Raw genomic sequence first — 26,061 nt, 5'->3', positions numbered from 1 at the left:
GGTGCGTCCGCAATCCAGCCCAATGGGCTGAATTGCCGCCTGAAACTCCAAACCAGAACCCATTCCCGCTCAAAAAGCGGCGATCCGCTCCCCACAGCAATCTCTCAGCTAACTGCGCAACAGCCCCCTTGTGGGAGAAGGTGGATCGGCGCGCAGCGCCGAGACGGTTGAGGGGTGCGTGACAGATCTCCGTCCTTGCCAAGCTGGAACACCCCTCATCCGTCGCCTTCGGCGACACCTTCTCCCACAAGGGGAGAAGGAAGAAGCGTCTGGGCGATCGTCGATTCGACGGCAAGCGCGTTGCCCAGCGCATGGCCGGCGGCCGTGTTGTCGAAGATGCCCCAGACCTCGGCACCGGAGGCCGCCGCCGCCTCCATTTGCCGGCCAAATCTGGCGAGGCTATCGGCATCGTAGTCGGAGTAATAGGCGCGCGGCGCGCCGTGCCAGCGGAAATAGGCGAGGCCGGGCCAGCCTGCCGGCGCCGCAGCAGATGGCACCGGAGCGGGGTCGGCGGCGACACGCGCGATCCGGCGATCGGCCAGAAGCGCTTCAGCGTCGGCTTCGAACCAGCTGGGATGGCGCGGTTCGCAAACCAGCCTTGCTTGGGTTCGCTTGCCGACCATGTCGAAGAAACCGCTCGCGACATCCGGCTCGAAGGATAGGCTCGGAGGCAGCTGCACCAGAAGCACGCTCAGCTTTGCGCCGAGACCTTCGGCCTGCAGGAGAAAGCTCTCAAGGAGGTCGTCGCAGCCGGCGAGTCGGTGCTCATGGGTGATGGCCTTCGGCAGCTTGACGGCGAAGCGGAAGTGCTCCGGCACGGCGCGTGCCCAGCGCTCATAGGTCTCGCGGCGGTGCGGCTTGTAGAAGGATGTATTGATCTCGACGACCGGAAAGTGCCGGGAATAGCGTTCGAGATGCGAGCCGGGTTGTGGGAAGTCTTGGCCGTATCGTGTCGGAACGCCCCAACCGGCCGTGCCTATGAAACATGCCTGTTTTCCCATGTATGGGATGTGGGCCGGATGAGATGTGGGTCAAGGCGGAGAGAGGCTACGCAAAGCAACGGCCCGCCGCTCAGGCCGCGGCCAGTCTTCCAGCCTCGACATGTGCCTGCAGCCAGGCAAGCACCCGCGCCCAGCCCTCTGCATGTTCCGCCGCCGCTTCGTGCAGCCCGGCAAAACCGCCATGGCAGATGGTAAGGCGCGTGCCCCTGGCAACCGGCTGCAGCAGCCAGGCTACCGTGGTTTGCCGTCGGCCAAGCGCGGGATGGTCCCATGCATAGGCCCGCGTCTGGACGATCCGGCGCGGCGCCTCGATCTCGAGGAATTCGCCGCTGGCCGGCAGGTCCGTGCCGTCGGCCGTTCGGACAATAGCGGTCCAATGGCCGCCGACGCGCAGGTCGGCCGACCAGTCGACCATCCGTTCGGTGTCGGCCGACCCCCACCATTGCCCGATTTCCTCGCCGACCAGTGCCTCGAAGATGCGTTCCGGAGGCGCTTCGATCTCGGCCGATGCCATGACGGTGTCGCCATTGGTCATGCTCCGTACCCTGGGAGCGTGGATCATGGATGCCTCCACATCAAATTTGTTTCGTTGACGAAACGAGCCTTCAACCCTTTGATGGCGGACGCTCGAAGCCCTTGCCGGTCTCAAGCAGGCTCTTCAGGCTGGCCAGCACCAGCGGCCACCCCTTGGCGACGTTGCCGATCAGCCTGTGCGGCCCGTCCGCTTCATGGGTTACGGCAAGCTTCATCAGCTCGCCGTCCGGCTCGATGGTGAAGGTGCAGCGCGTGTAGCCGTCTTCCCTGATCTCGGGCATCCATTCATTGCGCCATTTGATGACCAGGCGCCGCGGCGGATCGATCTCGAGGATCTCGCCGCTGTCGGCGACCCGCCCGTCGGGGAAGATCAGCTTCCAGCTGGAGCCCACCTTCCATTCGCTCTCCTGATAGGAGCAGAGGAAGAACTGCCGGTTGAACTCCGGGTCGGTCAACGCTTCCCAGAGCTTTTCGGCCGTGGTGCGAATATAGGTCACATAAACGAAGCTGTTGCTCATCAGTCTTCCCTTTCGAGGCGTTTCTTCAGGTCGCTGAGGGCAGTCAGCCGCCCCCGCTCGAATTTGCCAATCCAGCGGTCGGCGATCTCGTTGATCGGAACCGGGTTGAGGTAGTGCTCCTTCTCTCGACCCCGGCGGATGGTGGCGACGAGGTTTGCTTCCTCCAGGATCGCCAGGTGCTTGGTCACCGCCTGGCGGGTCATGGCCATCTCGGCGCACAGCGCATTCAGCGTCTGCCCATTCCTGGCATGGAGGCTGTCCAGCAATTGCCGGCGTGTCGGGTCCGCCAGGGCGCGAAAGACTGCATCCATGCTCATTGCTCTAATATGCAACCATTTGGTTGCATGTCAAGCGGCAAGATCGCACGCCGTTGGCGACCGGATAGATCGCGGCAGATAAGGAATCAGCGCTTGCGGGAGATCCAGAAGGCGTCCGGCATGCGCTTCATGCCGATGCGTTCGTAGAAGCCGACGGCATCGGGCATCGAAATCAGGCTGATGGCGACCGACGGTCCGAGCTGCCGGGCCACCTCGTCCATCAGCCCCTTGCCGATGCCAAGTCCCTGCGCCTTGGCCGAGACGGCGAGGTCGGAGATGTAGCAGACCCAGGAAAAGTCGGTCAGGCAGCGGGCAACGCCAATCAGCGGCTTGCCTTCCATGTCGAGACGAGCGGTCACGATCAGGTCGGCGCCCTCCAGCATCGCCTTCAGCCTGGCCTCGTCATCGACGGGCCTGACTTCGCCGAGGCCGGATTCGGCCAGCACGCGGCGGAACTGCGCGGTATCGAGCGATGCCTCGCGGGCGTAGAGGACGTGGGAATTTTCTGCCATCACAGCCAGAGTGCACCATCGGGCGGTGAATTCGAAGCCGTTTCGTCGGCACCCTGGCGCCGGCGCGCACGAACAGCTGCCTTTTATTTGCCCGCGGCTTTGTGTAAACCGGGCTCCAGAAAATCCCCGCAACGAAAACACGGGCCAAAGCCATGGAAAAATTCACCAAGCTCACCGGCGTCGCCGCCCCCATGCCGATCGTCAATGTCGACACCGACATGATCATCCCGAAGGATTATCTCAAGACGATCAAGCGCACGGGGCTTGGCACCGGCCTGTTTGCCGAGATGCGCTACAAGGACGACGGTTCGGAAAATCCGGACTTCGTGCTCAACAAGCCGGCCTACCGCAAGGCGCAGATCCTGGTCGCCGGCGACAATTTCGGCTGCGGCTCGAGCAGGGAGCACGCGCCATGGGCGCTGCTCGATTTCGGCATACGCTGCGTCATCTCGACCTCGTTCGCCGACATCTTCTACAACAACTGCTTCAAGAACGGCGTGCTGCCGATCACCGTCAGCCCCGAGGACCTGGAGAAGCTCATGGACGACGCCTCGCGCGGCTCCAACGCAACTCTGTCGGTCGATCTCGAAGCCAAGGAAATCCGTGGCCCGGACGGCGGCGTCGTGACCTTCGATCTCGACGACTTCAAGCGGCATTGCATGCTCAACGGGCTCGACGACATCGGCCTGACCATGGAAAAGGCCGGCGCCATCGCCTCGTTCGAGAAGAAGAACGCCGAACTGCGCCCCTGGGCCTGAGCGGCCGATAGGCCCGGCCTTTCCTGCCGGGACGCGACTGAGGGAGGACAGTCATGAGACACCAGCTTCTGGCCGGCGCCTGCGGGGTGGCCTTGTTGTTGGCACCCACCGCGTTTGCGCAAACCCAGACCCAGACGCCCGCCGCGGAGCAGGCGCCGGCGGCCGAAAAGCCAGCCACCGACCAGGACACGGGAACGAACGCTGCCGACGCTTCCGAGGACGACAAGCAGGCGCCGATCCCGTTCGAAGGCGGCCAACTCACCATCACGCAGCCGGAGCAGGACGGCGAGAAGGTGCTGTCCTATGACGGCAAACAGCTGGCCAGCAACTATGACGTCTTTTTCGATAAGATCGTCAAGATCGGCGACGTCAATGTGGCGCTGGTCGATGTCGGCGATGGCGGCAACCAGTGCGGCCCGGCCAAGGTGATCGTCTGGAAGCCGGAGGGTGGCGCCATCCAGAGCATCACGGTCGAGCAGGACGAGTGCGGCGCGCCGCCCTCGGCGGTGTCCGACAACGCCATCTATTTCGTGCCGTATCTTTTGCCCGGCGATGAAAAGCCGGCTTTGCAATGGTCGCCAGCGAGCGGACTGACCATTTCGGGCAATCTGGCCTACATGCCGGAGCCCGGCACGGACTGGAAGGATATCGACCCGTCGAAATACGACAACATCATCGACGCCTTCCACAATGAGGCCGTCTACAAGGAAGCCCAGAAACTGCTCGGCAAGGACATGCCCGACATGGCGACCAGCCTGCTGGTCGGCGGCGGCACGGAAAAGACCGCGTCCGGCGCCTTCTATGCCAGCGGCTGCGTACCGCATGATTGCGGCGGCAATGACGGCTTCATGGCGGTTGACCCGGCCAAGCACCAGCTCTACTTCGCCCGTCGCGGCGACAATGGCCAACCGAACGCCTGGCCGCCGGTGGCGACATGGCCGGCCGATGTGAAGAAAGCGCTGGACAAGGCGCTGGGGTCGGCGAACTAACCGGGGCATTTCCGGCGAAAACCGGGCGCACTTTAGTGCTCGTTTCTACGCAACAGGCGAATCAGACGCCAAGGCGATCAAATAGGTCAAATTCGCACCACATGCGGCCACCGCGGATGCCGACGCGCGCGGGACTGCGGTTTATGCGCCGTTCTTCCTTTGAGCCCCGCCGGTCGCGGCGATTATATATTTCACAAACCCATTGCCCGAAACCGGGATGCGCTGATATGAAAAGCGCATGGGCGATGGTGGGTATTGGCGGACAGTCAGTAGGCGCGCATGGCGCGAAAGCCTTCAGGCCGTTCGGTGGGATAATTGGGAGCGAGTGCTAATGGCATTCGTTCCCCTGATCGTTGCGGCTATAGCTGCCTGGTATTTCCTCGGCGATGCCAGCGGCGGCATCGTTCGATTCTTCGGGACTATCGGTGCGACTGCCTGCCTCGCGGTTCTGTTTTTCGCGATTAGGATGCTGACGATCCCTGCCAAGATGCACGCTGAAAGCATGCAGACGATTGCCATCTTGGAAACAAAGCTTTCGGCTCTTTCAGCTGTGCCGGACAAGAAACAGCAAAGGCTCGATCTCGCTCGGCTGGCGGAAATAGGCAGGGAGGTCCGCCGAAGGTGCGCACAAATCGATGGGGACGAATTGGATGCTGAGATAAACGTTTGGGCAAATGAAGTTGTCCAATATTTGAAAACCGAGATGGACGATTCCTTTGCCTTTCGTTTCCGAAGCAATTCCGGGTTCATGGCGGTCGATTTAGTCGGCGGCCCTCCTATGACGTCGCACCAGCGGGATCGGGCAATTTGGGTCAACAACCGGCTGACCCGGATTGAAGAATTTATGGCTCAACTGGCCTAGCCGCCAGCGCTGTTCTTTTTGCCGTCTTTCGGTGGCGGCGACTTGGCGACCCTTTTGCCTGGCACTGGCGGTGCCTCTTCCTTCGGCTGAGAACTCTTGATGACGTTCTTTAGCCGCGCGTTGAAGTTCTCTTCGCTGTCGTCCGTCCCGAGTTCGCGGGCGGCTTCGCGGAACTTGTCTATTTGCTTCTTGTCAGGCGTCTTCGTCATCGGTCCCGCTTTCGTTAGCGGCAGACCGTAGCAGAAGTTCCCATCGCTCTACAGCCTCACGAAAGTTTGACCTTACCGTGTCTTCCGTTGCCGCCGTCACCGCTATCCGTAGCTGGGAATCAGGCGGCGTCATGGCCAAGAATCCCCCATTGCTCCTGTTAAAAATGATCGGCTCATACATGGCTTCAGCGCTCCAGTTTCGGTACAGAGCGCCATGCTAAATTTTTATTCCTTATTTTTCAAATATTTACGCCGTGTACCGTTCGTACCCGAGAGACCAGAACCGACGTTGACTTTTCCGGTACGCTGGTTCAGTCTGCGGTACATAGATTCACGACGGGACTTGCCATGCCAGTTACCACCGAAAAACCCGCACCCTACGCGCCAGCCTCGGCAATTATTGGTTTGATCGAACGCCACCGTAGCAAGGGCCTTCCGGCAACGGTGGACGCAGAAGCCTTGTCTCGATCATCTGTGCCGGAAAGCCTTATTCCACGCACGTTGCAGGCTCTTCAAACGTTGGATTTGATCGACGCCGATGGCAAGGTTACCCAGACCATGGAGGGGCTCCGGCTCGCATCAGAAGCGGAGTTCCAGCCGCGTATGGTTGAATGGCTCAACGCCGCGTACCATGACGCTCTGCAATTCATTGACCCAGCCGTTGATAGCGAGACCCGTATCCGAGATGCGTTTCGCAGTTACGTTCCAACCGGGCAGCAACCGCGCATGGTTACGACGTTCATCGGGCTATATGGCGCAGCTGGCGTTCGCGCTGAACGACCCCGACCGCCGGCGCCGCGCAATTCCGTCGGGCGTACCTCCGGCAACCATAGGCTTTTGCCTCCTCCCAAACGAAAGCAGCCAGAGCAGAAAGTGCCGCCAGCATTGCCTGCTTTCAGCCAAGGACAGTCCAACCAGGATTTGCCGCCGCCGCTGGCGGGCCTTCTTTCCAGTCTTCCGCGTGCAGGCCAAACTTGGACTACCGTGGAAAGGGAAAGGTTCGTGGTGACATTCGGCGCCGTTCTCGACTTCTGCTTCCCGATCGATGATCGGCCTAAGCGGAAGGAAGAGCCAGAAAACGACGAAGAGGAGGATAGGGAGTGACAAGACCTAGAAGCCCCTCGCGTTCCGGTCACCGGCGCCTGAGGGGAGACTAATGAAAGGGCCGCCAAACCGGTTGCAACGGTGAGGCGACCCTAGGTGACCAAGCAACCGGAAAGAGGCAGTAGGCCTCTGCGATTTCTCGGCTACAACTCCTGTAGAATCGCACCTCTACCGCCTCTTTTCAAGGCCTGCCCCTGAAAGGGAGATTGCGATGGTATGGGTTAGTGCCTATACGCGCGTCCGCTTTGGACGCATCGAAGCTGTCTGCGGCCATTTTCGCAGCCGATAAGCGGCGCTAGCGGCGTAGCCGCCTAGCCGGTCCGATCAATCAAATTGCCGGGGATTAGATCCCCGGCCTTTTCTTGCGGTGCCGTGCATATCGCCAAAGCGGCAATTCGAGCTGCACCGGCTTGCGGTAGTGTCGTTCCTTAGCCTTCAACAGGTCTACGATAGGTCAAGCGCTTGCCCTTGGCGCCTTTCAAGGCGATGAGTGAGCGCACAGCGTCATCGACGCCCATGGCAACGCGGTTCGAATAGCGGAAATCGAACTCTGCCAGATAGCGGTGCAGATGGTGTTCGGCGCAATGCTGGTAAACGCCCTTCATGCCGCGCTTGAAGATCGAGAAATAGCCTTCGATGGTGTTGGTGTGGACGTTGCCGCGAACGTATTCGTCCTTGGAATGCGTGACGAACTCATGAGACGCAAAATCCTGGCCGGCGCGGCGATAGATGCCGCTTTCGTCCGTCATCAACGCGCTTTCCTTGGCGATGTTGGCGCGGACGATAGGCATGACATTGCCCATGCGGGCGGTATCGACATGGAAGGAGCGGGCAATGCCGCCGCGCTCAACAAGCGTAACGACCGAGTTCTTGTGAGCGCCGCCGCCAGACTTGACCGGCGTACCCTTCAAGCGACCGATGTAGGTTTCGTCCACTTCAACGAACTTGCCGATGCCACCCATGGGCGTGAAGTCATCCGAGCGCATGGCTTCACGGATGCGATGGCAGAGGAACCACGCGGTCTTGTAGGTGCATTCCAGAACACGATGCATCTGGTGGGCGCTGATACCCTTCTTTGATGAGCACATGAGGTGGATGGCTTGCAACCACTTATGCAGCGGCAGATGGGTTTCCTCGAAGATAGTGCCCATGCGGACCGTGAACTGCGAACGGCAAGCGCCGCACTTGTACAGGCCGTGGCGCTCTACACCATGAGGGCTTTTCTTTGAGGGCTTAGAGCGAACGCCTACCAGCTTGTAGTGCTTGTCCATCGAACCGCATTTCGGGCAGACCGGACCCTGCGGCCAAAGCATTCCCTCGACATGCTCGAAGGCGGCGGCTTCGTCGTGAAAATAGGGGCGGGACAGAATGGACATAGCGATAACTCCTTGGATTCGTTATCGCATATGCGCTTGGGTTTGTCAAATATATAATCGCCCCGGTCGCCGGCGCGGAGATCGAAGATGGCCTTTTGCCCAACCCGCCTCAGCGGCGATATTTGCTGGGACAAACGGAACCAGATCGGCCGCGCGGCGTCATAGAAGCAGCTTCGCGCGGCAGTGCCTGGAGTAACATTGATGGTCAGACTCGTTCTTCTGGCGCTTGTTTTGTTCGTCTTCGCAGCTGGCGCCGCAGAGGCGGCAAAGCTGGACGCAGTCACCGTCAACAATGCTCAATTCGGCGACGCCGCAACGAAGGGCGTCGATGCGACCGTGCTGAAGGCACAGATCCTTCTGGATCGCGCGCGGTTCTCGCCTGGCCTCATTGACGGCCGCCAGGCGGAGAACTTCGCCAAGGCGGTGCGGGCATTTCAGGCGGCCAACGCCCTGCCCGCCGATGGCGAGCTCAACCGGGAGACCTGGGACAAGCTGGTCGCAACCTCACCAGGCGCGGTTCTTGTGAACTACGAGCTGACGCGCAAGGACGTGCGTGGACCGTTTACCAAGCGCATTCCGGCCAGCATGGAAAGAATGGCTCACCTGCGCAGGCTCGGCTATCGCAGTTCGCTGGAACGGATCGCGGAGCGCCTCCACATCAGCGAACAATTGCTGCGAAGGCTCAACCCGGGCATCGGCTTCAGGACGGCGGGCGCAAAGCTGCTGGTGCCGGCTGTCGCCCGAGGCGATCCGCCCTCAGCCGTTGCCAGCGTCGAAGTCGACAAGGCCGCGCGCCAAGTTCGCGTTCTCGACAATTCCGGCAAAGTGGTTTCGGTCTACCCCGCCTCGATTGGAAGCGAAGAGAAGCCGGCGCCGAGCGGTGAGGCACAAGTCACACGCGTGGTCCACAAACCCACCTATCACTATGATCCCCACTTCGCCTTCAAGGGGGTGAGAACCAAAAGGCCCTTCACCATCGCTGCCGGACCCAACAATCCTGTCGGATCGGTCTGGATCGATCTGTCCATTGAAAGTTACGGGATTCACGGTACGCCCGAACCAGGCAAGATCGGGAAGACCTTCTCGCATGGTTGCATCAGGTTGACCAATTGGGATGCCGAAGATCTCGCCCTTGAGGTGCACAAAGGCACAAGGGTTGTCTTCACTGGAGAAACGGCTGGATCGGCCAAGGACCAACCCGGCTGACGCATGGCGGGCAATGCAGACCTCTGGGCCGGTGCCGGATAGGCGTCGTGGAATGCCGGATCATAGAGGCCGGCGTCGCCCGGCGTGCGCGCGATCGCGCGGCACGTCGACGCCACAGATTCTGCACTGCCGATCCATTCGTATTGGCCCATGGCAGGGTCGGCGTTTTCGCCACAGAATGGTTGCAATCATGGCGAGGCTCCTCATGCGCAAACTCATCTCCACCGGCTCACCCTTCGAAAAGACCGCCGGCTATTCGCGTGCCGTGGTGCAGGGCGACTGGTGCTTCGTGTCCGGGACGACCGGCTATGATTATGCGACCATGACGATGCCGGAGACGGTCGAGGCGCAGACGCGCAACTGCCTGGCGACGATCGGCAAGGCGCTCGGGGATGGCGGCTTCGAAATGGCGGATGTGGTGCGGGCGCATTACTACATCACCGACCAGGCCTTCGTGGATGTGGTCTTCCCGATCCTCGGCGAGACGTTCGGCGACATCAGGCCGGCGGCGACGATGATCGTGTGCCAGCTGAACAAGCCGGAAATGAAGATCGAGATCGAGGTGACGGCGCTGCGGCGTACGGCCTGAGGGGACCAAGGCGATGAAGGTCCGGCGCATCGTGGCCAATATCGAGACACGGGACGCGGCGGCGGCCAGCCGTTTCTACCACGATGTGCTCGGCCTCGATCTGCTCATGGACCAGGGCTGGATCGCCACCTACGGCTCCGGGGAGACGATGCAGGTGCAGGTCAGCTTCATGGCGCAAGGCGGGTCCGGCACGCCGGTGCCGGACCTGTCGATCGAAGTCGACGATGTCGATGCGGCGCTCGAAGCGATGCAGGCCGCCGGTTTCGCCATCGAATATGGGCCTGCCGACGAACCCTGGGGCGTGCGGCGCTTCTATGTGCGCGATCCCCTCGGACGGCTGGTCAACATTCTCTCGCACCGGTGATGGCATCTGCCATGGGGCTATGGCTTGGATTCCGTGACATGTCAGCGGGGCAGCGCGAAGGATCGCCGATGGTGCCCTTGTTCGCATCGCGGCGTTCTCCCTCCCGTTACGGCTTGCGCTGCAACCACTTGGCGTTTAGCAAGGCCGCGGTTCAAATCTTTCTGGGACGGTTTTCTCCATGGCAACGAAGCATCTTTTCCTGCTCCCCGGCGACGGCATCGGCCCCGAGGCCATGGCCGAGGTCAAGAAGCTGATCGCGGCGATGAACGAAAAGCTCGGCAGCGGCTTCGTCACCGATGAGGGCCTTGTCGGCGGCTGTGCCTACGATGCGCATGGCGCGGCGATCTCCGATGCCGACATGGAAAAGGCGATGGCGGCGGACGCGGTGCTGTTCGGTGCCGTCGGCGGGCCGAAGTGGGATGCGGTGCCTTACGAGGTGCGCCCCGAGGCCGGGCTCTTGCGCCTGCGCAAGGACATGGAGCTGTTCGCCAATCTCAGGCCTGCAATCTGCTATCCGGCGCTGGCGGCATCTTCCTCGTTGAAGCAGGAAGTGGTCGAAGGCCTCGACATCCTCATCGTGCGCGAGCTGACCGGCGGCGTCTATTTCGGCGAGCCCAAGCAGATCATCGATCTCGGCAACGGCCAGAAGCGCGGCATCGACACGCAGGTCTACGACACGTTCGAGATCGAGCGCATTTCGGGCGTCGCTTTCGAGCTGGCGCGGACCCGCAAGAACCACGTCACCTCAATGGAAAAGCGCAACGTCATGAAGTCTGGCGTGCTGTGGAACGAAGTCGTCACCCAGACCCACAAGGCGCGCTATTCCGACGTCAAGCTCGACCATATGCTGGCGGACGCCGGCGGCATGCAGCTGGTGCGCTGGCCAAAGCAGTTCGACGTCATCGTCACCGACAATCTGTTCGGCGACATGCTGTCCGACATCGCCGCCATGCTGACCGGCTCGATCGGCATGCTGCCGTCGGCCTCGCTCGGCGCGCCCGACGTGAAGACCAAGAAGCGCAAGGCGCTCTACGAGCCGGTGCACGGCTCGGCGCCCGACATTGCCGGCAAGGGCATCGCCAACCCGATCGCCATGATCGCCTCCTTCGCCATGTGCCTGCGCTATTCCTTCGGCATGGTCGATGAAGCCGACAAGCTCGAAGCTTCAATCGCCGCCGTGCTCGACCAGGGTCTGCGCACCAAGGATATTTTCTCGCCGGGCATGACCGAGGTCGGTACGGTCGAGATGGGCGACGCGATCATCGCCAAATTCCTGGCGTAACGCTCGTTCGGCCTCAGCGGATCTCGCCGGCAAGCTGACGCAGCAGGCCGACGAGCCTCGCCTCGTCCACCGGTTCGAAGAAGGCCGCGTCGGCGGCCTCGACGGCGACAATGGCGCGCTGCGCCGCCGCCGCCCCGGCTGATGTGACGCGGATCACCTTGGCCCGGGAATCCCGGGGATCAGCCTCGCGTGCGATCAATCCCTTGGCTTCCAGCCGGGCGACGACATCCGAGGTCATCTTCACCTCAGTGCCGGCCTGGGCGGCAAGCTGCACCTGGTTGGGCGGCTCGCCATCGCGGCCGAGCCACATCGCCGATGCGAGCAGCACGAACTGGACATGCGTCAGGTCGAGCGGCGCCAGCGCCGCCGTCATGACGCGCTGCCAGCGCATGGTGGTTCGCCAGAGCAACAAGCCGGGGCTCTCCGAAGGTCCACTGAAGCGGGTGTTCAAATCCTGACCGTCAGCCATTCTTCGCCAACGCCTCCGCTTGCTCGAACAGCTTGGCCATCGAGACGTCGAAATCGCCGCTGATCTGCGGCCCGAGTTCCGGGCCGACCTCGGCGGCCGAAGGGCCCGAGATATCGAGCCGGTGCGTCACCTGCGTGCCGCCTTCGACCGGCACCAGCGTGTGCCGGAACAGCAGCGTCGTGTCGCCGAACGAGGTTTCGTCGGCATAGGTCACGTTGTCGACGAGATCGACGATGACCGATTCGAATGTGTCCTGACCGACCGGTGTCACCGAGACGCGGGTGCCCTTGGCGAACGGCCCGTGCAGCACGAAGGTGTCGGAGCCCTCATAGGTCAGGCGGCCTTCATGCAATGCCCTGAGCGCGTTCCAGATGGCTTGCGCCGGAAGCGGGGAAGTCGCGGTGTATTCATTGGTCCACATCGTCTTGCTCCATCCGTCTTGCGTGATCGATTATTCGATCCGTGCACAGACTATCTGTGCACGGATTAAATTGCAAGAGAAATCTTCAGCCATGATGACCTCCGGCCCACGGTGGATCCTGGGAGTGACCTAATCCTCCGCAATATGCACGCTGGCTAGATTCTGACCCCCGCCGGCACCGGTCCCCATTGGTTTTCCCGCGCCTGCGTCGGGATCAGCGCGAAGACCAGGATGATCAGGCTGCCGATGCTCGGAATGAGGATCAGCAGATAGAGCCAGCCCGACAGGCCGATGTCGTGCAGCCGGCGTACGGTCATGCCGAGGCCGGGCAGGAATGTCGCCAGCAGGAAGGTGCCGCACAAGCCAACGGTGACCGCCGCCGAGACGTCGGTGTCGAAATTGCCCATCTCGATATCGGTGAAGATGCCGATGCCGAAGATGATCAGCAGGCAGACCATCCAGAACAGGCAGTAGCCCCAATATTCCTTGCGGCGGGCGCGACCGGCGAAGTTGAAGTAGTTCTGCGTCAGTCCACGCCAGAAATAGCTCCAGAGATCACTGGGTTCGGTTGGCTCGCACATCCGGCCGAAATGCTGCGCGTGCGATGCGGCAGCCGCAGGCGCGGGACCAGTTTGAGCCGGTGCGGGGCTTGCGCCGGCGTCGGCGGCCGGGCTGGCCGCCCGGGCGGAGATCGAAAAAACGTCACGCGCCTGGCCGCCGCTGGCCTGGAATTCGACCAGCGTGCCAGTGGGCATCGTGGTTTGCCGGCGAAGGTTCTCCCGGGTGAAAGTGTAGCGGTTGCCATCGGCTCCGGTGATGAAACCGAAGCCCTGGACCTCGTCGTAGTGAAGCACTTCGCCGCGCATGACCCACCCGCTTGTCGCCGCGTCCCAGTGAAGGTGTGGCACAGGGCTGAGCCTGGGGGCAAGCCGTGTTCCCAGGCTACCGCTTCCCCGGCAAATGAAGCATAAGACATCGAGTGCAACCGTTTCGCCAAAGCAGACAATGACAGTCGAACGTTCCGATGCCGGCGCTGTGATCGAGGACGGTAAGACCGCGACGCCTTCGACATCGGCCTCCCCCACATTGGCCATCGACGTCACCGGGCTGATGTTGTGGCCGGCCGGCAAGGGCCTGGCGGGCATTCCGCGCGTGGAGAGCTTTCTCGTCAACGCGGCGCTGGCGGATCCCGATCCTTGCGTGGAGGTGGTGGCGTTCAGGCCGAACGAGGGCAAGTTTCGGCCGCTTGCCCCCTATGAACTGGATCACGTCGCGACGGGCCGGATTTCACCGCACCGCGCCAAACAGTGGCCGGGAAGACGCACGGCCCTGTCGCAGGCTTTGGCTGCGGTGAGGCAACAGCCATGGCACAAGCGCGAGACGGACCGCCATCTTGCCAAGACGGTGACAAGCGGCCGCAAAGGGGCTGCCTACCAGGCGACGCAGCTGCTGATCCGCGCCTATCGCCTGTACCAGCGGGCGCGGATCCGGCTGTGCGTGGAGCCCGATGCTCCGGGCCGGAGCACCGAGGCGGAGCCGGGCCTCGTGCTGATCAGCCATCACGTCCTGACCCAGCAAGACCGCTCCGCGGTTTCAAGCGCCGCCGGCAAGCTTGCCTTGCTTTGCCATGATCTCATCCCGGCGCTGCGCCCGGACCTGGTCGGTTCGGGCATCGGCGAAACCCGTTTCGGCTCTTATCTCGAACAGCTGGTGCGCAGCGGCGCGCCGGCGTTCTGCGCTTCCGACGAGGTTGGCGCGACTCTGACCGATCACATGCGCAAGGCCGGCGTCTCCGCGCCTGTGGTGTACCGCTTTCCGATGCCTTCGATCCTGCACGAAACCGCTTCGCGCATGGGCGCGACCTCGCGCATCGAGACCGGCGAACCGTTCGTCATCTATTGTTCGACCATCGAAGTGCGCAAGAACCACATATTGCTGGCGCGGATCTGGCAGCAGGCACTGGAAGAAGGCGTAAAACTGCCGCGGCTTGTCTGCGCCGGGCGCTGGGGATGGATGATCGAGCCGCTGCGCGCCTATCTCGCGGCGCATCCCGAGCTGCTCCAGTCGGTCACATTCACCGGGCTGGTCAGCGACGAGGAGCTCATCGGCTATTATCGCAGCGCCGCTTTCGGCGTCTTTCCCTCGCATATAGAGGGCTGGGGCTACGGCGCTTCGGAATGTCTCGATTTCGGCGTTCCGGTCATCGTCTCGACCGCGCCGTCACTGATCGAGGCGACCGGCGGAATGATGCCGGCGATCGACCCCGACGACCAGGCCGGCTGGTACGCTGCGATCCGCAAAATGGCGGAAGACCATGCCTGGCGATCCGCACTGGCGGGGCGCATCGCCCAAAACCACCGGCCGACGCCGGCATCGGCAAGCTGGGCCGCCATCAAGGCCGGCCTGAAGGAGAGCGCGGCCCGCCAGCATTCCGAGACGGCCTGACGCAAAATCCGCGGCCCGCTTTCGCGTCGGTCTTACGACGGACGCTTCTTCGTCTTCTTGTGCTTCGGCGCGCCGGTATTTTCGAATTTCGGCTTGTTGGGTTTTTTCGCCCACGGCTTTGCCTCATGCGCGGCGGCCGGGCGCTGGTCGACCGGAGCACGCTTGTCGAATTTGCGCTTCGGCGCGTTCGGATCGAACGGCGCCTTGCCGCGATGCGGCTTCTTGTCCGGGCTCGGCGGCTGATAGCCGGCCCGCGACAGGTCCGGCGTTCCGTCCAGCCGCTTCACCAGGATGGTGCCCTGCAATTTGCGGTCGGGGCCGATTGCCGCCACGAACCGGTCCGCCCAGTCGGCGGCGATCTGCACGAACGTCTCTTCCGGCTGCATCTTGATGGCGCCGATCTCGCGCTTCGAGATGCTGCCGGCACGGCACAGCATCGGGATCAACCAGCGCGGCTCGGCATTCTGCCGGCGTCCCACCGAGAGCGAGAACCAGACGCTGGCGCCGAAATCGTCGCGGCGGCTGGGCGTCTCGTCGCGGTGCGCGAACTTCTCGCCCGCCAGCCTTTCGCGCGAAGGTGTGAACGGCGCGACGTCCATGAGGTCCTCGGGCGCCGAGCGGCTGGAGCGGCACTGGCGCACGAAAGCGGCCGCCACCTGTTCGGCACCGTGCCTGGCGAGCAGCGCGTCGATGAATGCACGCTCGTCATCCTTCACCGGTTCGTCGAAAGCCGGATCGGCAAGGATGCGCTCGTCGTCGCGCCGCATCACGTCGTCGGCCGAGGGCGGGCTCGCCCATGTCGCCGTCAGCTTGGCGCTTTGCAGCAGCCGCTCGGTGCGCCTGCGGGCGCTGCCCGGCACAATCAGTGCGCTGACGCCCTTGCGCCCGGCACGCCCGGTGCGGCCGCTGCGGTGCAGGAGCGTTTCCGGATTGGTCGGCAGGTCGGCGTGAATCACCAGCTCGAGGTTGGGCAGGTCGATGCCGCGCGCCGCGACATCAGTGGCGATGCAGACTTTGGCGCGGCCGTCGCGCATCGCCTGCAGCGCGTGGCTGCGTTCGTTCTGGCTGAGCTCGCCCGAAAGCGCCACGACCGAAAAATTGCGGTTGTTGAAGCGCGCGGTCAGATGGTTGACGGCGGCGCGCGTGTTGCAGAACACCAGCGCGTTCTTGGCTTCATAGAAGCGCAGAACGTTGATGATGGCGTTCTCGCGGTCGGCCTGGGCGACATTCAGCGCCCGGTACTCGATGTCGAGATGCTGCTTTTCCTCGCCGGCGGCCGAGATGCGTACGGCATCGCGCTGATAGCCCTGGGCGAGCGTGGCGATGGAGCGAGGCACGGTGGCCGAGAACATCAGCGTGCGACGGTCGGCCGGCGCGGCGTCGAGGATGAATTCGAGGTCTTCGCGAAAGCCAAGATCGAGCATCTCGTCGGCCTCGTCGAGAACCACGGCCTTGAGCGTCGACATGTCGAGCGAATTGCGGGTGATGTGGTCGCGCAGCCTGCCGGGCGTACCGACGACGATATGGGCGCCGCGCTCCAGCGCGCGCCGTTCGGTGCGCATGTCCATGCCGCCGACGCAGGACGCCACCGTGGCGCCGGTCGGCTCGTAGAGCCATTCGAGCTCGCGCGTCACCTGCAGCGCCAGCTCGCGCGTCGGCGCCACCGCCAATGCCAGCGGCGCCGCGGCCGGGCCGAAACGTTCCGCGCCGTCGAGCAGCGTGGGCGCCATGGCAAGGCCGAAGGCCACGGTCTTGCCCGAGCCGGTCTGGGCCGACACCAGCGCGTCGGCCTGGCCGAGTTCCAGTACCGCCTTCTGCACCGGCGTCAGGTCGGAATAGCCGCGTTTTTCCAGCGCTTGGGCCAGCGCGGGAACAATACCATCGAAGTTGGACATCTCGTTCTTTCGGAATTCAGGGTTCTGCGCTCATCATGGAGCACATGACGGGGCTGGCGCCGCGCCAGCCGAACAATCTTGGCCGTTCGTACTTCCTGCCGCCCTTCTTGTACAGGGTGCTGCGTAGCACGGCGATTGGCGAAACCGCTGGCGGGAGCGCCCCTCTCCCCGTCACTATACGGGGAGAGGATGCCGGCAGGCAGGTGAGGGGCGGCGCGAATGCTGATAAGTAAGGCGAGGAGGCTCACTCCGGACGAGCTATCTGCCAACGTCAGCGCCGCCCCTCATCCGCCCTTCGGGCACCTTCACCCTGTATAGTGACGGGGAGAAGGAAGGGCGCGCCAATTGACTCTTTATCGAAACCGCGTAAAAGCCCGCTTCGAACGGGATCGTTTTTCGATGCGCGGCCTTTTGATGGCTCATCTTGCATTCGATGCCCCCAGCCTCAATGTGAACCATTGGGCCGGGCGTGTCGGCGCGTCCGCTCGTTCCAGCAAAACCATGGCCAAAAAAACCACCACCAAAACGGTGTGATTCCCTTGGCCTAACCACCCTCTCCCGGGTCCGGCCCGGGGGACGGAACCCGCACTTGGCCGGCGGGTTTTCTCCAAAAACCAAGCGGAGAGGGACAGGAGATTTCTATGAGTTTCAAGGTTGCAGTCGTCGGCGCCACGGGCAATGTGGGCCGGGAAATGCTCAACATACTGGAAGAGCGCGGCTTTCCGGTCAGCGAAGTCGTGGCGCTGGCCTCGCGGCGAAGCATGGGCACGGAAGTGTCGTTCGGTGACCGCACGCTGAAGGTCAGGCCGCTCGACCAGTATGATTTTTCCGACACGGACATCTGTATCATGTCGGCCGGCGGCAACGTCTCCAAGGAATGGTCGCCGAAGATCGGCAAGCAGGGCTGCGTCGTCATCGATAATTCGTCGGCCTTCCGCTACGACCAGGACGTGCCGCTGATCGTGCCGGAAGTGAATCCGGACGCGATCTCGCTGTTCACGCGCAAGAACATCATCGCCAACCCGAACTGCTCGACGGCGCAGCTAGTCGTGGCGCTGAAGCCGCTGCATGACGCCGCCACCATCAAGCGCGTCGTCGTCGCCACCTACCAGTCGGTGTCGGGCGCCGGCAAGGAAGGCATGGACGAACTGTTCACGCAGACACGCGCGGTGTTCGTCGCCGACCAGGTCGACGTCAAGAAGTTCACCAAGCGCATCGCCTTCAACGTCATTCCGCATATCGACGTCTTCCTCGACGACGGTTCCACCAAGGAAGAATGGAAGATGGTCGCCGAGACCAAGAAGATGCTCGACCCCAAGATCAAGCTGACGGCGACCTGCGTGCGCGTGCCGGTGTTCATCGGCCATTCGGAAGCGGTCAACATCGAGTTCGAAAAGCCGATCACCGCCGACGAGGCGCGCGACATCCTGCGCGAGGCGCCGGGCTGCCAGGTCTTGGACAAGCGCGAGGACGGCGGCTACATCACGCCGCTGGAATCGGCCGGCGAGGACGCCACCTTCATCTCGCGCATCCGCGAGGATTCGACCATCGACAACGGCTTGTCGATGTGGATCGTCTCCGACAATCTGCGCAAGGGCGCGGCGTTGAACGCGGTGCAGATCGCCGAGCTGCTGGTCGAGCGCGGCCTGATCCAGCCGAAGAAGAAGGCGGCATAATTTTTCGCTCACGGGCCGCACCGCCGCTGCCGCGGCTGGCCCTCCGCGAGGGCGCCGGACAACCGGCGGCCCGCGGTCGCGGGCTCAGCGTTCGGCCGTTAGCTCCCTTCTCCCCGTTCACGGGGAGAAGGTGCCCGAAGGGCGGATGAGGGGCCGGGCCGGGATGTCCAATTTTCCTGAAGTCTTGCTGCGAGCGGCCACCGCTTCCGATGCCGCCGCCATCGCCAAGACCATGCGCGCGTCGCTCAACGCGTTCGACTGGATGCCAGTGTTGCACACACCGGAGGAAGACCTTTTCTTCATCCGCGATATCGTGTTGCCCAACCAGCAGGTCACGGTCGCTGAGGACGGCGCCGACATTGTCGGCTTCATCGCCGTCATCGGCGATTGGGTGGAACAGCTCTATCTCGACCCGGCATCGACCGGGCAAGGCATCGGCAGCCGGCTGCTGATGGACGCGACCGCCGCGCTGCCTCAAGTCAAACTCCATTGCTTCCAGGCCAATACCGGCGCCCGGCGGTTCTATGAGCGTCATGGGTTCCAGGCGAAGGCGTTCGGCGATGGCACGACCAACGAGGAAGGGCTGCCGGACATTCTTTATGTCCGCAGGCGCTGATTTCAGGTCGCGCTGTCCTCCGCCAGCCTTAGCAACAATGCCATCGCCTCTTCCGCCCGCTCGGCCGGCACGAACAGATGGTCGTGATAAAAAGCCGAGACCGGATTGACGCCCATGCCGGCGGCGGCGAGGCGCGCGGTGATGGCGGCAAGGAAGCCGACCGCTTCCAGCGAGGAGTGGATGTTCAGTGTGATCATCCGGCAGCGGAACGAGGCCGCCAGCCCCATCGTCTGCGCGGCTTCCTCGGTCACGATCAGGGTCGTGCCTTCGCGCTCGCGAAACACCATCACCGGCTCCAGGCCTTCGGGCCGCGGAACGCCGGGCTCCAGCCTGGCAAAGACATAGGTGCCATCAAGCAATTCCGGCGCCATCGACGCCAACAAAGTCCTCAGATCGGTCTCGCCGGTCATTTTTCTCGCCTGTATCGGGACGGCCGCAGGCTTCTCAATATCCGCAACCAGCACACACCGGTAGTCCGCACACCGTGTGGACGACATGGCGATGTCGTTGGCGGCTGCGCTTGCGCATCTGGCGCATCGCACAATAGAGGATCTGAGGGCCGACGCCGGTCCGTGAAAGGCTCCGAATGATCGTTCGTCCGCGCCCCACCTTCCTGCAGCTGTTCTTCATCATGCGCGGCTCGGTGGTGCCACGCATCCTGCCGCAGATTTTCGGCTTCGCGATCTATTCGGTGATCATCCTCGTCGTGGCGCGCTGGTTCCAGCTCGATCTCGGCGTCTTCAACATCACGCCTTTCGGCTTGGTCGGCGTCACCTTGTCGATCTATCTGTCGTTTCGCAACAACGCCGCCTATGACCGCTGGTGGGAGGCGCGCAAGCTGTGGGGCGCGCTGGTCTTCGAAATCCGTAATCTCGCCCGCGCCACGACCAGCCTCATCCCCGATCGGACCGAGCAACGCGCCCTGCTGATGGAGGCGCTGGCCTTCTGTCATTTCCTGCGCGGCCAGTTGCGCAGGATCGACAGCGTCAAGGACGTCCGTGCCTTCATCGAGGCAGAAGCCGAGACGGCGGCGCGTTTCGCCAATCCGGCGGACGAGATGGTCAGGCGCATGGGCCGCCGCGCCAATGCGCAGCGCCAGATTGGCGAGTTCGACACGATCGGTTTCCGCATCCTGGATGAGAGGCTGGCATCAATCACCGCCATCCAGGCCGGCTGCGAGCGGATCGCCGGCACGCCCTTGCCCTTCGCCTACACGCTGCTGGTGCACCGCACGGCCTACATCGTGTGCCTGCTGTTGCCGATCGGCCTGATCTCGACCACCGGCTGGGCGACGCCATTGTTCACCGCGCTGATCGCCTACACCTTCTTCGGCCTCGACGCGCTTTCGGAAGAACTCGAGGATCCGTTCGGCACCGAAGCCAACGACCTCGCGCTCGACGGCCTGTGCCGGGTCTGTGAAATCTCTGTGTTCGAGGCCCTGGGCGAAACGCCGCCAAAGATGCTGCCGGCCGAAAAGTTTTACTTCTCGTAGGGCCGCATCGTCAAAGAATCCGGACACTTGTCGGACCGACGCCTCACGGCACGTCCTTGGTTCGACCCCGCTGAAAAGGGGCTAACCAACCGGAGGGAAACCAATGAGCATTTCCGAAATCGCGCCCGTCTCGTCCGGCGCCTTGTGGACCGGCCGCGTGCTCAGCGGCCTCATCGTCCTGTTCATGATCTTCGACGGCGCCATCAAGCTGCCGCCGCTCGATATCGTCACCCAGACGATGGTGCCGCTCGGCTGGCCGGCCGACGCCAACGTCGCGCGCATGCTGGGTGTTATCGGCCTGGTCTCGACCGCGCTCTACGCACTGCCGCGCACCTCCGTGCTCGGCGCCATCCTGCTCACCGCCTATATGGGCGGCGCCATCGCCACCAATGCGCGTATCGGCAATCCGCTGTTTTCGCACACGCTGTTCGGCGTTTATCTCGGCATCATCCTGTGGGGCGGCCTCTATCTGCGCGATCCCAGGGTGCGCGCTGTGATCCCGCTCAGCCGATAGCAGTTCCGCGCCACCCGCTGCTGGCTGCCGTGGCGATCTTGATTCTCTCGGGATCAAATTAGCCGCCCGAGAGTTAAGCCCTTGGCGGCGAGACGGCGACCCGCATGTGAGAGGAACGACAATGAAGAAAATCCTGACCATTCTGGTGCTGACGACGGCGCTCGGCGCCTGTTCGCAAACGGAGAAAGGCGCGGCAGTCGGCGGCCTTGGCGGTGCAGCGGTCGGCGCAGCGGTGGCTGGTGACCCGGTGCAGGGCGCAGTCGTCGGCGGCGCTGTCGGCGCGGTGGCCGGGGCGCTGATCGGCCATGCCAGCGAAAGCGGCCAATGCCGGTACCGCGACCGCTACGGTCGCACCTATGTCGATCGCTGCCCAAGCGGCTATTGATCGGCGACCAAGATTGAACACAGCAAAACGGCGGGCACAGGCCCGCCGTTCTGTTCCCGCAAGGAATAGGAAGCGATTATTCCGCCGTGGCGGCTTCCGCTTCGGCCGGTGCGGCAGTGGCCGCGGCGACGGCGGCAGCGGCGTCTTCCTGGGCCTTCTTCAGCAGCGCGGCGCGTTCCTGCGCCTTCTTGCCGGGCTCGGCCTTCTTCGGGTTGGAGCGGGCTTCGCGCTTGGCAAGGCCGGCTTCGTCGAGGAAGCGCAGCACGCGGTCGGTCGGCTGGGCGCCGTGCGACAGCCAATGCTTGACGCGGTCGGCGTCGACCTTGATGCGCTCGCCGTCCTTCGGCAGCAGCGGGTTCCACGAGCCGAGCGACTCGATGAACCGGCCGTCGCGGGGCGAACGGGCGTCGGCGACGACGACGTGGTAGTAAGGACGCTTCTTCGAGCCCGCACGGGCCAGTCGGATCTTCAGTGCCATTTTCTTTTCTCCTAAAAGCTCTGATTTCGTTGATTAATCGAGGCTGGTCATCAGCCGGTTTTCGTCACGCCGTTGGCAGCGAGTTTTTTGACCCGCCGCTGCTCGAAGCGGCGATCTGTTCGTGGTGGCGGATCACTTCGCGGACGACGAAGTTGAGGAATTTCTCCGCGAAATCGGGGTCGAGATGCGCGTCATGCGCCAGCTGGCGGAGACGCGCGATCTGCTGCTGCTCGCGCGCCGGGTCGGCTGGCGGCAGGCCATGCTCGGCCTTGAGCACGCCGACCGCCTTGGTGCAGCGGAAGCGCTCGGCCAGCATATGGATGAGGGCTGCATCGATGTTGTCGATCGAGGCGCGGTAGCCGGCCAGGATGATGCGGGCGTCGGCCATGTCCTTTTCTTCGTTCATCCTTGTCCTCACTTCTTCTTGCCCAGACCCGGCAGACCGCCACCGCCGCCAAGGCCGGGCAGCCCCGGAAGTTTCATGCCGCCGGGCAAGCCCGGCAGGCCAGCGCCGCCCGGGGCGGGCAAGCCCTTCATGCCGCCGAGGCCGGCGGCCTGCGCCTGCTTCTGCAAGGCTTCGAGCTGCTTGGGGTCCATCTTCGACAGATCGGGCATGCCGCCGCCCATCATGCCGCCCATGCCACCAGGCATCATGCCGCCGAGGCCCATCTTGGAGGCAAGACCGCCCATCATGCCGCGCATCAAGCCGCCGCCTTTGCCCTTGCCGCCCATCGCCTTCATCATGTCGGCCATGCCGCGATGCATCTTGAGCAGCTTGTTGATCTCGGCGGCATCGGTGCCGGAGCCGGCGGCGATGCGCTTCTTGCGCGAGTGTTTCAGCATGTCGGGATTGGCGCGCTCGGCCTTGGTCATCGAGGAGATGATGGCGAGCTGGCGGCCGAACATCTTGTCGTCGAGGCCGGCCGCGGCCATCTGGTCCTTCATCTTGCCCATGCCGGGCATCATGCCCATGATGCCGCCCATGCCGCCCATTTTCGACATCTGCTGAAGCTGCTGGGCTAGATCGTTCAGGTCGAACTTGCCCGACTGCATTTTCTTGGCCATCGCCGCCGCCTGCTCGGCGTCGATGTTTTCCGCCGCCTTCTCGACGAGCGAGACGATGTCGCCCATGCCCAGGATGCGGTCGGCGATGCGCTTGGGGTGGAATTCCTCCAGCCCGTCCATCTTTTCGCCGGTGCCGATCAGCTTGATCGGCTTGCCGGTGACGGCGCGCATCGAAAGCGCGGCGCCGCCACGGCCGTCACCGTCCATGCGGGTCAGCACCAGGCCGGTGATGCCGACGCGCTCGTCGAAGCTTTTCGCCAGGTTGACGGCGTCCTGGCCGGTCAGGGAGTCGGCGACCAGCAGGATTTCGTGCGGGCTCGACACCTTCTTGATGTCGGCCATCTCGACCATCAGCGGCTCGTCGATATGGGTGCGGCCGGCGGTGTCGAGGATGACGACGTCATGGCCGCCGAGCTTGGCCGCCTGCACGGCGCGCTTGGCGATATCGACCGGGTTCTGGCCTGATATCACAGGCAGCGTCGCGACCTTGACCTGCTCGCCGAGCTGGCGCAGCTGCTCCTGCGCGGCGGGGCGCCGCGTGTCGAGCGAGGCCATCAGGACCTTCTTGTTCTGCCGCTCGGTCAGGCGCTTGGCGATCTTGGCCGAAGTCGTCGTCTTGCCGGAGCCCTGCAGGCCGACCATCATGACGACGACCGGCGCCGGCGCGTTGAGATCGACGGCGACGCCCTCGGCGCCGAGCATGTCGATCAGCTCGTCATGGACGATCTTGACGACCATCTGTCCCGGCTTGATCGACTTGAGCACCGCCGCGCCGACGGCCTTCTCGCGCACCTTGTCGGTGAAGGAGCGGACCACTTCCAGCGCCACGTCGGCCTCGAGCAGCGCACGGCGCACCTCGCGCAACGCCGCCGAGACATCAGCCTCCGACAGCGCGCCGCGGCCGGTCAGGCCGTTCAGGATGGAGCCAAGGCGCTCCTGCAGCGATTCAAACATCTTGCTTCCTTCGATCCCGGTTCATTCGATCCGAGAGGTAATGCGTTCGCGCCCAGTCTCCAAGCAAAAGCCAGTCCAAGCAAAAGCCCAAAACCAAAAAGCACCCGGGGGCGCACAGCGCTGCCGGGTGTTGGCCTCCAGGATCTGTTTACAGCACTTGGCCTCAAAGAGGCTTCGGCGTCCTGGTCGGCTTGCTCGGAGGGATACTCGTCGCGGAATTCGGGGGCTGTAGACAGGAAATCGGCGCGAGAGTCAAGGCAAGGCCCGCGTCACGCCGTTTCCCGGGCCGCGATCAGGCCGCACCCGCGCCGTCCGTAACCTCGGCCGTAACCCTCAGCGGCGAGCGCGGATGCAGCAGCAAGACAATCGTCAGCAGGCTGCAGGCGATGCCGATGAGGGCAATGAGAATGGCATCCGACATCATCCAGCCCGGCCCTTCGAGCGGCTTGGCGGTGAACAAGGCGAAGGAATTGTAGCTCTCCTGATGCGAGATCAGCAGGAAGCCGGTCAGGTTGTTGCCGAGATGAACGCCAAGTGCCGCGCCGAGATTGCCGGTGGCATAGACCACGAGCGTCAGAAGCAGCGCGAAAGCGGCGATCGAGACCAGGACGCAGGCGTTGATGGCGGCCGAGGAGCCGCCGCTCCAGTGCAGCGAGGTGAACAGCAGGCCGGGCAGCAGCCCCCAGATGAAAGGGTTGCGGAACCGGTTGGCCAGGCCGCGCAGCAGGTAGCCACGAAACAGCACCTCTTCGGACGAGGTCTGCAGCAAGACGAGCGCGACGATCGGGATCGCGAACAACAGCCAGGACGACAGGCTGATCGTGCCGCGAGCGATCCCCGGCTCCAGCAGATAGAGCAGGATTTCGGACAAAGCCGAGGTGATCAGCACCGCGATCAGCCCCTTGAGGAAGTCGGGCCGCGATGCGCGGCGGCTGGCGCCGAGGAGGGCCGACAGCGGCTCGCCATGCATCCAGCGCATGGCGATCCACAGGCCGATCCAGATCCCGCCGAAAGAGGTGAGCGCGCTGAGGATGCCGATGGGCGAGGCAAGGAAACCCTCCATGCCGTATGGCGAAGCCGCCGCCTGCCAGGCGAAGTAAACATGGCTGCCGCCGAACAGCACCGCCGCGGTCGTGGCGCCCCAGAACAGGACGACGATCAGCGTTCCCAGCAACAGGCGTGGCAAGGTCGTCCTGGCGTTCGGGGTGTTGCGATAGCGCTCGAAGGCGGTGTCGTCGATTGTCACGCTTGTCCTCGATCCCAATCCATAGCTGCTTGATCTAGCCGATGGCCTCGGGAATCGGAATCGATATCAGCGGGGACAGGCGCAAACCGGCGGCCGCGGCACCCGGCGCTGGCCGGCTTGCCCCGATCGCCAACCCAGGTGTCGCCAGCGGCCGCGACGGCGACCGCCGGCGTCTATCAACGCACCACGTACATGATGCGCCGTGTCTGCGGATCGATCAGCGCGCGCTGGCCGTTCACATAGACATAACGGTAGTTGTAGTCAGGAATTTCGCGCAGCTCGACCGTGTCTGGCAGGGTCGCGCCGGTGACCACCTCGCCGTCGAGATAGACGGGGTCCAGCCGGTGGGTGTCGACATAGGTCCGCACCGCGGCCGGCGGCGCGGGGAACTCGCCTACGACAGGATCACTGGAAATGATCGCGCCGGTATAGTCGGTGGAGTAGTTGCCGATGTCCTCCGGCGGCGAGACGACGGCGACAGCGGAGCGGCGCTGCGTTAGCACCACACGGCTGCCGCCGAAATCGGCGGTGACGTAGTCGGAATAAACCCAGCCCTGGCCGCCGGCTTCGGCGATGGTGCACCATTTGCTGTTTTCGATGCAGCCGTTGAGCGTCGCCGACTGGCCCGCGGCGAGCACGCCGATCACCGGATATTGCGGACCCGGACCGGCGCGCACATTGAGATCGGTGACCGCCGAGACAGCGGTATCGGCCAATGCGGCGCCAGACATTGCGGTCAGCATCCCGGCTATTGCGGGAAACAATAAGGATTTCATGGGTACTC

Annotated in this window: 32 protein-coding genes; 15 read left to right on the top strand and 17 right to left on the bottom strand. The window is 63.5% G+C overall.

The window, feature by feature from the left end; all coding sequences use genetic code 11:
• Positions 1-215 precede the first annotated feature (215 nt).
• The 5 genes from EN861_RS11080 to EN861_RS11060 all read right to left on the bottom strand — a co-directional run bounded on the left by EN861_RS11080 (position 216) and on the right by EN861_RS11060 (position 2,882).
• The gene (locus EN861_RS11080) at positions 216-1,001 is read right to left on the bottom strand and encodes a DUF72 domain-containing protein (protein ID WP_135863505.1); all 786 of its coding nucleotides are present in this window, start codon (positions 999-1,001) and stop codon (positions 216-218) included.
• A gap of 70 nt (positions 1,002-1,071) precedes the next feature.
• Positions 1,072-1,563, bottom strand: a complete 492-nt coding sequence (locus EN861_RS11075; RefSeq protein ID WP_135863503.1) for an SRPBCC domain-containing protein — start codon at positions 1,561-1,563, stop codon at positions 1,072-1,074.
• Between the two features lie 43 nt (positions 1,564-1,606).
• The gene (locus tag EN861_RS11070) at positions 1,607-2,053 is read right to left on the bottom strand and encodes an SRPBCC family protein (RefSeq protein WP_127872766.1); all 447 of its coding nucleotides are present in this window, start codon (positions 2,051-2,053) and stop codon (positions 1,607-1,609) included.
• Positions 2,053-2,370 carry a metalloregulator ArsR/SmtB family transcription factor gene (locus EN861_RS11065; RefSeq protein WP_127276562.1) on the bottom strand — a complete coding sequence of 106 codons (318 nt, stop codon included), beginning with the start codon at positions 2,368-2,370 and terminating at the stop codon, positions 2,053-2,055. Before EN861_RS11065 ends, EN861_RS11070 begins: the two co-directional genes overlap by 1 nt.
• An 86-nt stretch (positions 2,371-2,456) precedes the next feature.
• Positions 2,457-2,882 carry a GNAT family N-acetyltransferase gene (locus EN861_RS11060; protein ID WP_127276565.1) on the bottom strand — a complete coding sequence of 142 codons (426 nt, stop codon included), beginning with the start codon at positions 2,880-2,882 and terminating at the stop codon, positions 2,457-2,459.
• 152 nt (positions 2,883-3,034) lie between these two features.
• Here EN861_RS11060 and leuD point away from each other — a divergent pair, with 152 nt between their 5' ends.
• The 3 genes from leuD (at position 3,035) to EN861_RS11045 (ending at position 5,491) form a co-directional block, all read left to right on the top strand.
• On the top strand, positions 3,035-3,640 hold the full coding sequence (gene leuD, locus EN861_RS11055) for a 3-isopropylmalate dehydratase small subunit (RefSeq protein ID WP_127276567.1): 606 nt from the start codon (positions 3,035-3,037) through the stop codon (positions 3,638-3,640).
• 53 nt (positions 3,641-3,693) lie between these two features.
• A complete protein-coding gene (locus EN861_RS11050; protein ID WP_135863501.1) occupies positions 3,694-4,629 on the top strand; it encodes a hypothetical protein in 936 nt (311 codons plus the stop codon).
• A 331-nt stretch (positions 4,630-4,960) separates the two neighbouring features.
• A complete protein-coding gene (locus EN861_RS11045) occupies positions 4,961-5,491 on the top strand; it encodes a hypothetical protein (RefSeq protein WP_135863499.1) in 531 nt (176 codons plus the stop codon).
• On the opposite strand, the gene EN861_RS11040 is transcribed toward EN861_RS11045, so the two are convergent.
• The gene (locus EN861_RS11040) at positions 5,488-5,700 is read right to left on the bottom strand and encodes a hypothetical protein (protein ID WP_135863497.1); all 213 of its coding nucleotides are present in this window, start codon (positions 5,698-5,700) and stop codon (positions 5,488-5,490) included. The genes EN861_RS11045 and EN861_RS11040 overlap by 4 nt on opposite strands.
• Before the next feature lie 348 nt (positions 5,701-6,048).
• Here EN861_RS11040 and EN861_RS11035 point away from each other — a divergent pair, with 348 nt between their 5' ends.
• Entirely contained in the window at positions 6,049-6,804 is a 756-nt protein-coding gene (locus tag EN861_RS11035; RefSeq protein ID WP_135863495.1) for a DUF5343 domain-containing protein, read from the top strand.
• Positions 6,805-7,232: 428 nt separating this feature from the next.
• Here EN861_RS11035 and EN861_RS11030 read toward each other — a convergent pair whose 3' ends face one another.
• Entirely contained in the window at positions 7,233-8,180 is a 948-nt protein-coding gene (locus EN861_RS11030) for an IS1595 family transposase (RefSeq protein WP_135863493.1), read from the bottom strand.
• A gap of 201 nt (positions 8,181-8,381) precedes the next feature.
• Between EN861_RS11030 and EN861_RS11025 the strand changes: the two genes are divergently transcribed.
• From EN861_RS11025 to leuB, 4 genes are all read left to right on the top strand, one after another.
• On the top strand, positions 8,382-9,386 hold the full coding sequence (locus tag EN861_RS11025) for a L,D-transpeptidase (protein WP_135863492.1): 1,005 nt from the start codon (positions 8,382-8,384) through the stop codon (positions 9,384-9,386).
• 205 nt (positions 9,387-9,591) lie between these two features.
• Positions 9,592-9,975 (top strand): RidA family protein, encoded by a 384-nt coding sequence (locus EN861_RS11020; RefSeq protein ID WP_127276581.1) that lies wholly within the window; start codon positions 9,592-9,594, stop codon positions 9,973-9,975.
• A 13-nt stretch (positions 9,976-9,988) separates the two neighbouring features.
• Positions 9,989-10,339 carry a VOC family protein gene (locus tag EN861_RS11015; RefSeq protein ID WP_127276575.1) on the top strand — a complete coding sequence of 117 codons (351 nt, stop codon included), beginning with the start codon at positions 9,989-9,991 and terminating at the stop codon, positions 10,337-10,339.
• 178 nt (positions 10,340-10,517) lie between these two features.
• Complete coding sequence (leuB, locus tag EN861_RS11010; protein WP_135863490.1) at positions 10,518-11,621, top strand: 3-isopropylmalate dehydrogenase; 1,104 nt, start codon at positions 10,518-10,520, stop codon at positions 11,619-11,621.
• 13 nt (positions 11,622-11,634) lie between these two features.
• Here leuB and EN861_RS11005 read toward each other — a convergent pair whose 3' ends face one another.
• From EN861_RS11005 to EN861_RS10995, 3 genes are all read right to left on the bottom strand, one after another.
• Entirely contained in the window at positions 11,635-12,033 is a 399-nt protein-coding gene (locus EN861_RS11005) for a MarR family winged helix-turn-helix transcriptional regulator (protein WP_245512017.1), read from the bottom strand.
• A gap of 49 nt (positions 12,034-12,082) precedes the next feature.
• Entirely contained in the window at positions 12,083-12,511 is a 429-nt protein-coding gene (locus EN861_RS11000) for a polyketide cyclase (protein WP_127872773.1), read from the bottom strand.
• A 155-nt stretch (positions 12,512-12,666) separates the two neighbouring features.
• On the bottom strand, positions 12,667-13,377 hold the full coding sequence (locus EN861_RS10995; protein WP_127872774.1) for a DUF805 domain-containing protein: 711 nt from the start codon (positions 13,375-13,377) through the stop codon (positions 12,667-12,669).
• Positions 13,378-13,516: 139 nt separating this feature from the next.
• Between EN861_RS10995 and EN861_RS10990 the strand changes: the two genes are divergently transcribed.
• Positions 13,517-14,956, top strand: coding sequence for a glycosyltransferase (locus tag EN861_RS10990; protein WP_135863485.1), 1,440 nt, complete (start codon positions 13,517-13,519; stop codon positions 14,954-14,956).
• Positions 14,957-14,988: 32 nt separating this feature from the next.
• Here the strand turns inward: EN861_RS10990 and EN861_RS10985 are convergent, their stop codons facing one another.
• Positions 14,989-16,851, bottom strand: a complete 1,863-nt coding sequence (locus EN861_RS10985; RefSeq protein WP_135863483.1) for a DEAD/DEAH box helicase — start codon at positions 16,849-16,851, stop codon at positions 14,989-14,991.
• Positions 16,852-17,196: 345 nt separating this feature from the next.
• Between EN861_RS10985 and EN861_RS10975 the strand changes: the two genes are divergently transcribed.
• The 3 genes from EN861_RS10975 to EN861_RS10965 all read left to right on the top strand — a co-directional run bounded on the left by EN861_RS10975 (position 17,197) and on the right by EN861_RS10965 (position 19,143).
• Complete coding sequence (locus EN861_RS10975) at positions 17,197-17,385, top strand: hypothetical protein (protein ID WP_135863479.1); 189 nt, start codon at positions 17,197-17,199, stop codon at positions 17,383-17,385.
• Between the two features lie 107 nt (positions 17,386-17,492).
• Complete coding sequence (locus EN861_RS10970) at positions 17,493-18,527, top strand: aspartate-semialdehyde dehydrogenase (RefSeq protein ID WP_127279020.1); 1,035 nt, start codon at positions 17,493-17,495, stop codon at positions 18,525-18,527.
• 163 nt (positions 18,528-18,690) lie between these two features.
• Positions 18,691-19,143 carry a GNAT family N-acetyltransferase gene (locus tag EN861_RS10965; protein WP_135863477.1) on the top strand — a complete coding sequence of 151 codons (453 nt, stop codon included), beginning with the start codon at positions 18,691-18,693 and terminating at the stop codon, positions 19,141-19,143.
• 2 nt (positions 19,144-19,145) lie between these two features.
• Here EN861_RS10965 and EN861_RS10960 read toward each other — a convergent pair whose 3' ends face one another.
• The gene (locus EN861_RS10960; protein ID WP_135863475.1) at positions 19,146-19,553 is read right to left on the bottom strand and encodes an ACT domain-containing protein; all 408 of its coding nucleotides are present in this window, start codon (positions 19,551-19,553) and stop codon (positions 19,146-19,148) included.
• Positions 19,554-19,729: 176 nt separating this feature from the next.
• On the opposite strand from EN861_RS10960, the gene EN861_RS10955 reads away from it, so the two are divergent.
• The 3 genes from EN861_RS10955 (at position 19,730) to EN861_RS10945 (ending at position 21,534) form a co-directional block, all read left to right on the top strand.
• Positions 19,730-20,635, top strand: coding sequence for a bestrophin family ion channel (locus EN861_RS10955; protein ID WP_127279017.1), 906 nt, complete (start codon positions 19,730-19,732; stop codon positions 20,633-20,635).
• Positions 20,636-20,738: 103 nt separating this feature from the next.
• A complete protein-coding gene (locus EN861_RS10950) occupies positions 20,739-21,149 on the top strand; it encodes a DoxX family protein (RefSeq protein WP_127872781.1) in 411 nt (136 codons plus the stop codon).
• A gap of 121 nt (positions 21,150-21,270) precedes the next feature.
• Positions 21,271-21,534, top strand: a complete 264-nt coding sequence (locus EN861_RS10945; RefSeq protein ID WP_127279015.1) for a YMGG-like glycine zipper-containing protein — start codon at positions 21,271-21,273, stop codon at positions 21,532-21,534.
• 76 nt (positions 21,535-21,610) lie between these two features.
• On the opposite strand, the gene rpsP is transcribed toward EN861_RS10945, so the two are convergent.
• From rpsP to EN861_RS10920, 5 genes are all read right to left on the bottom strand, one after another.
• The gene (rpsP, locus tag EN861_RS10940; RefSeq protein ID WP_127279014.1) at positions 21,611-22,012 is read right to left on the bottom strand and encodes a 30S ribosomal protein S16; all 402 of its coding nucleotides are present in this window, start codon (positions 22,010-22,012) and stop codon (positions 21,611-21,613) included.
• Between the two features lie 64 nt (positions 22,013-22,076).
• Complete coding sequence (locus EN861_RS10935) at positions 22,077-22,418, bottom strand: chorismate mutase (RefSeq protein ID WP_127279013.1); 342 nt, start codon at positions 22,416-22,418, stop codon at positions 22,077-22,079.
• A gap of 8 nt (positions 22,419-22,426) precedes the next feature.
• Positions 22,427-24,031 (bottom strand): signal recognition particle protein, encoded by a 1,605-nt coding sequence (ffh, locus tag EN861_RS10930; RefSeq protein ID WP_135863473.1) that lies wholly within the window; start codon positions 24,029-24,031, stop codon positions 22,427-22,429.
• Between the two features lie 292 nt (positions 24,032-24,323).
• Complete coding sequence (locus EN861_RS10925; RefSeq protein WP_135863471.1) at positions 24,324-25,277, bottom strand: type II CAAX endopeptidase family protein; 954 nt, start codon at positions 25,275-25,277, stop codon at positions 24,324-24,326.
• Positions 25,278-25,453: 176 nt separating this feature from the next.
• Positions 25,454-26,053, bottom strand: coding sequence for a DUF1236 domain-containing protein (locus tag EN861_RS10920; protein WP_127280417.1), 600 nt, complete (start codon positions 26,051-26,053; stop codon positions 25,454-25,456).
• Positions 26,054-26,061: the final 8 nt, after the last annotated feature.

Source organism: Mesorhizobium sp. M8A.F.Ca.ET.218.01.1.1, assembly GCF_004791165.1.
Taxonomy (GTDB): domain Bacteria; phylum Pseudomonadota; class Alphaproteobacteria; order Rhizobiales; family Rhizobiaceae; genus Mesorhizobium.
The sequence above is the reverse complement of the archived record's forward strand: the minus strand, read 5'-3'. Positions and strand labels throughout refer to the sequence as shown.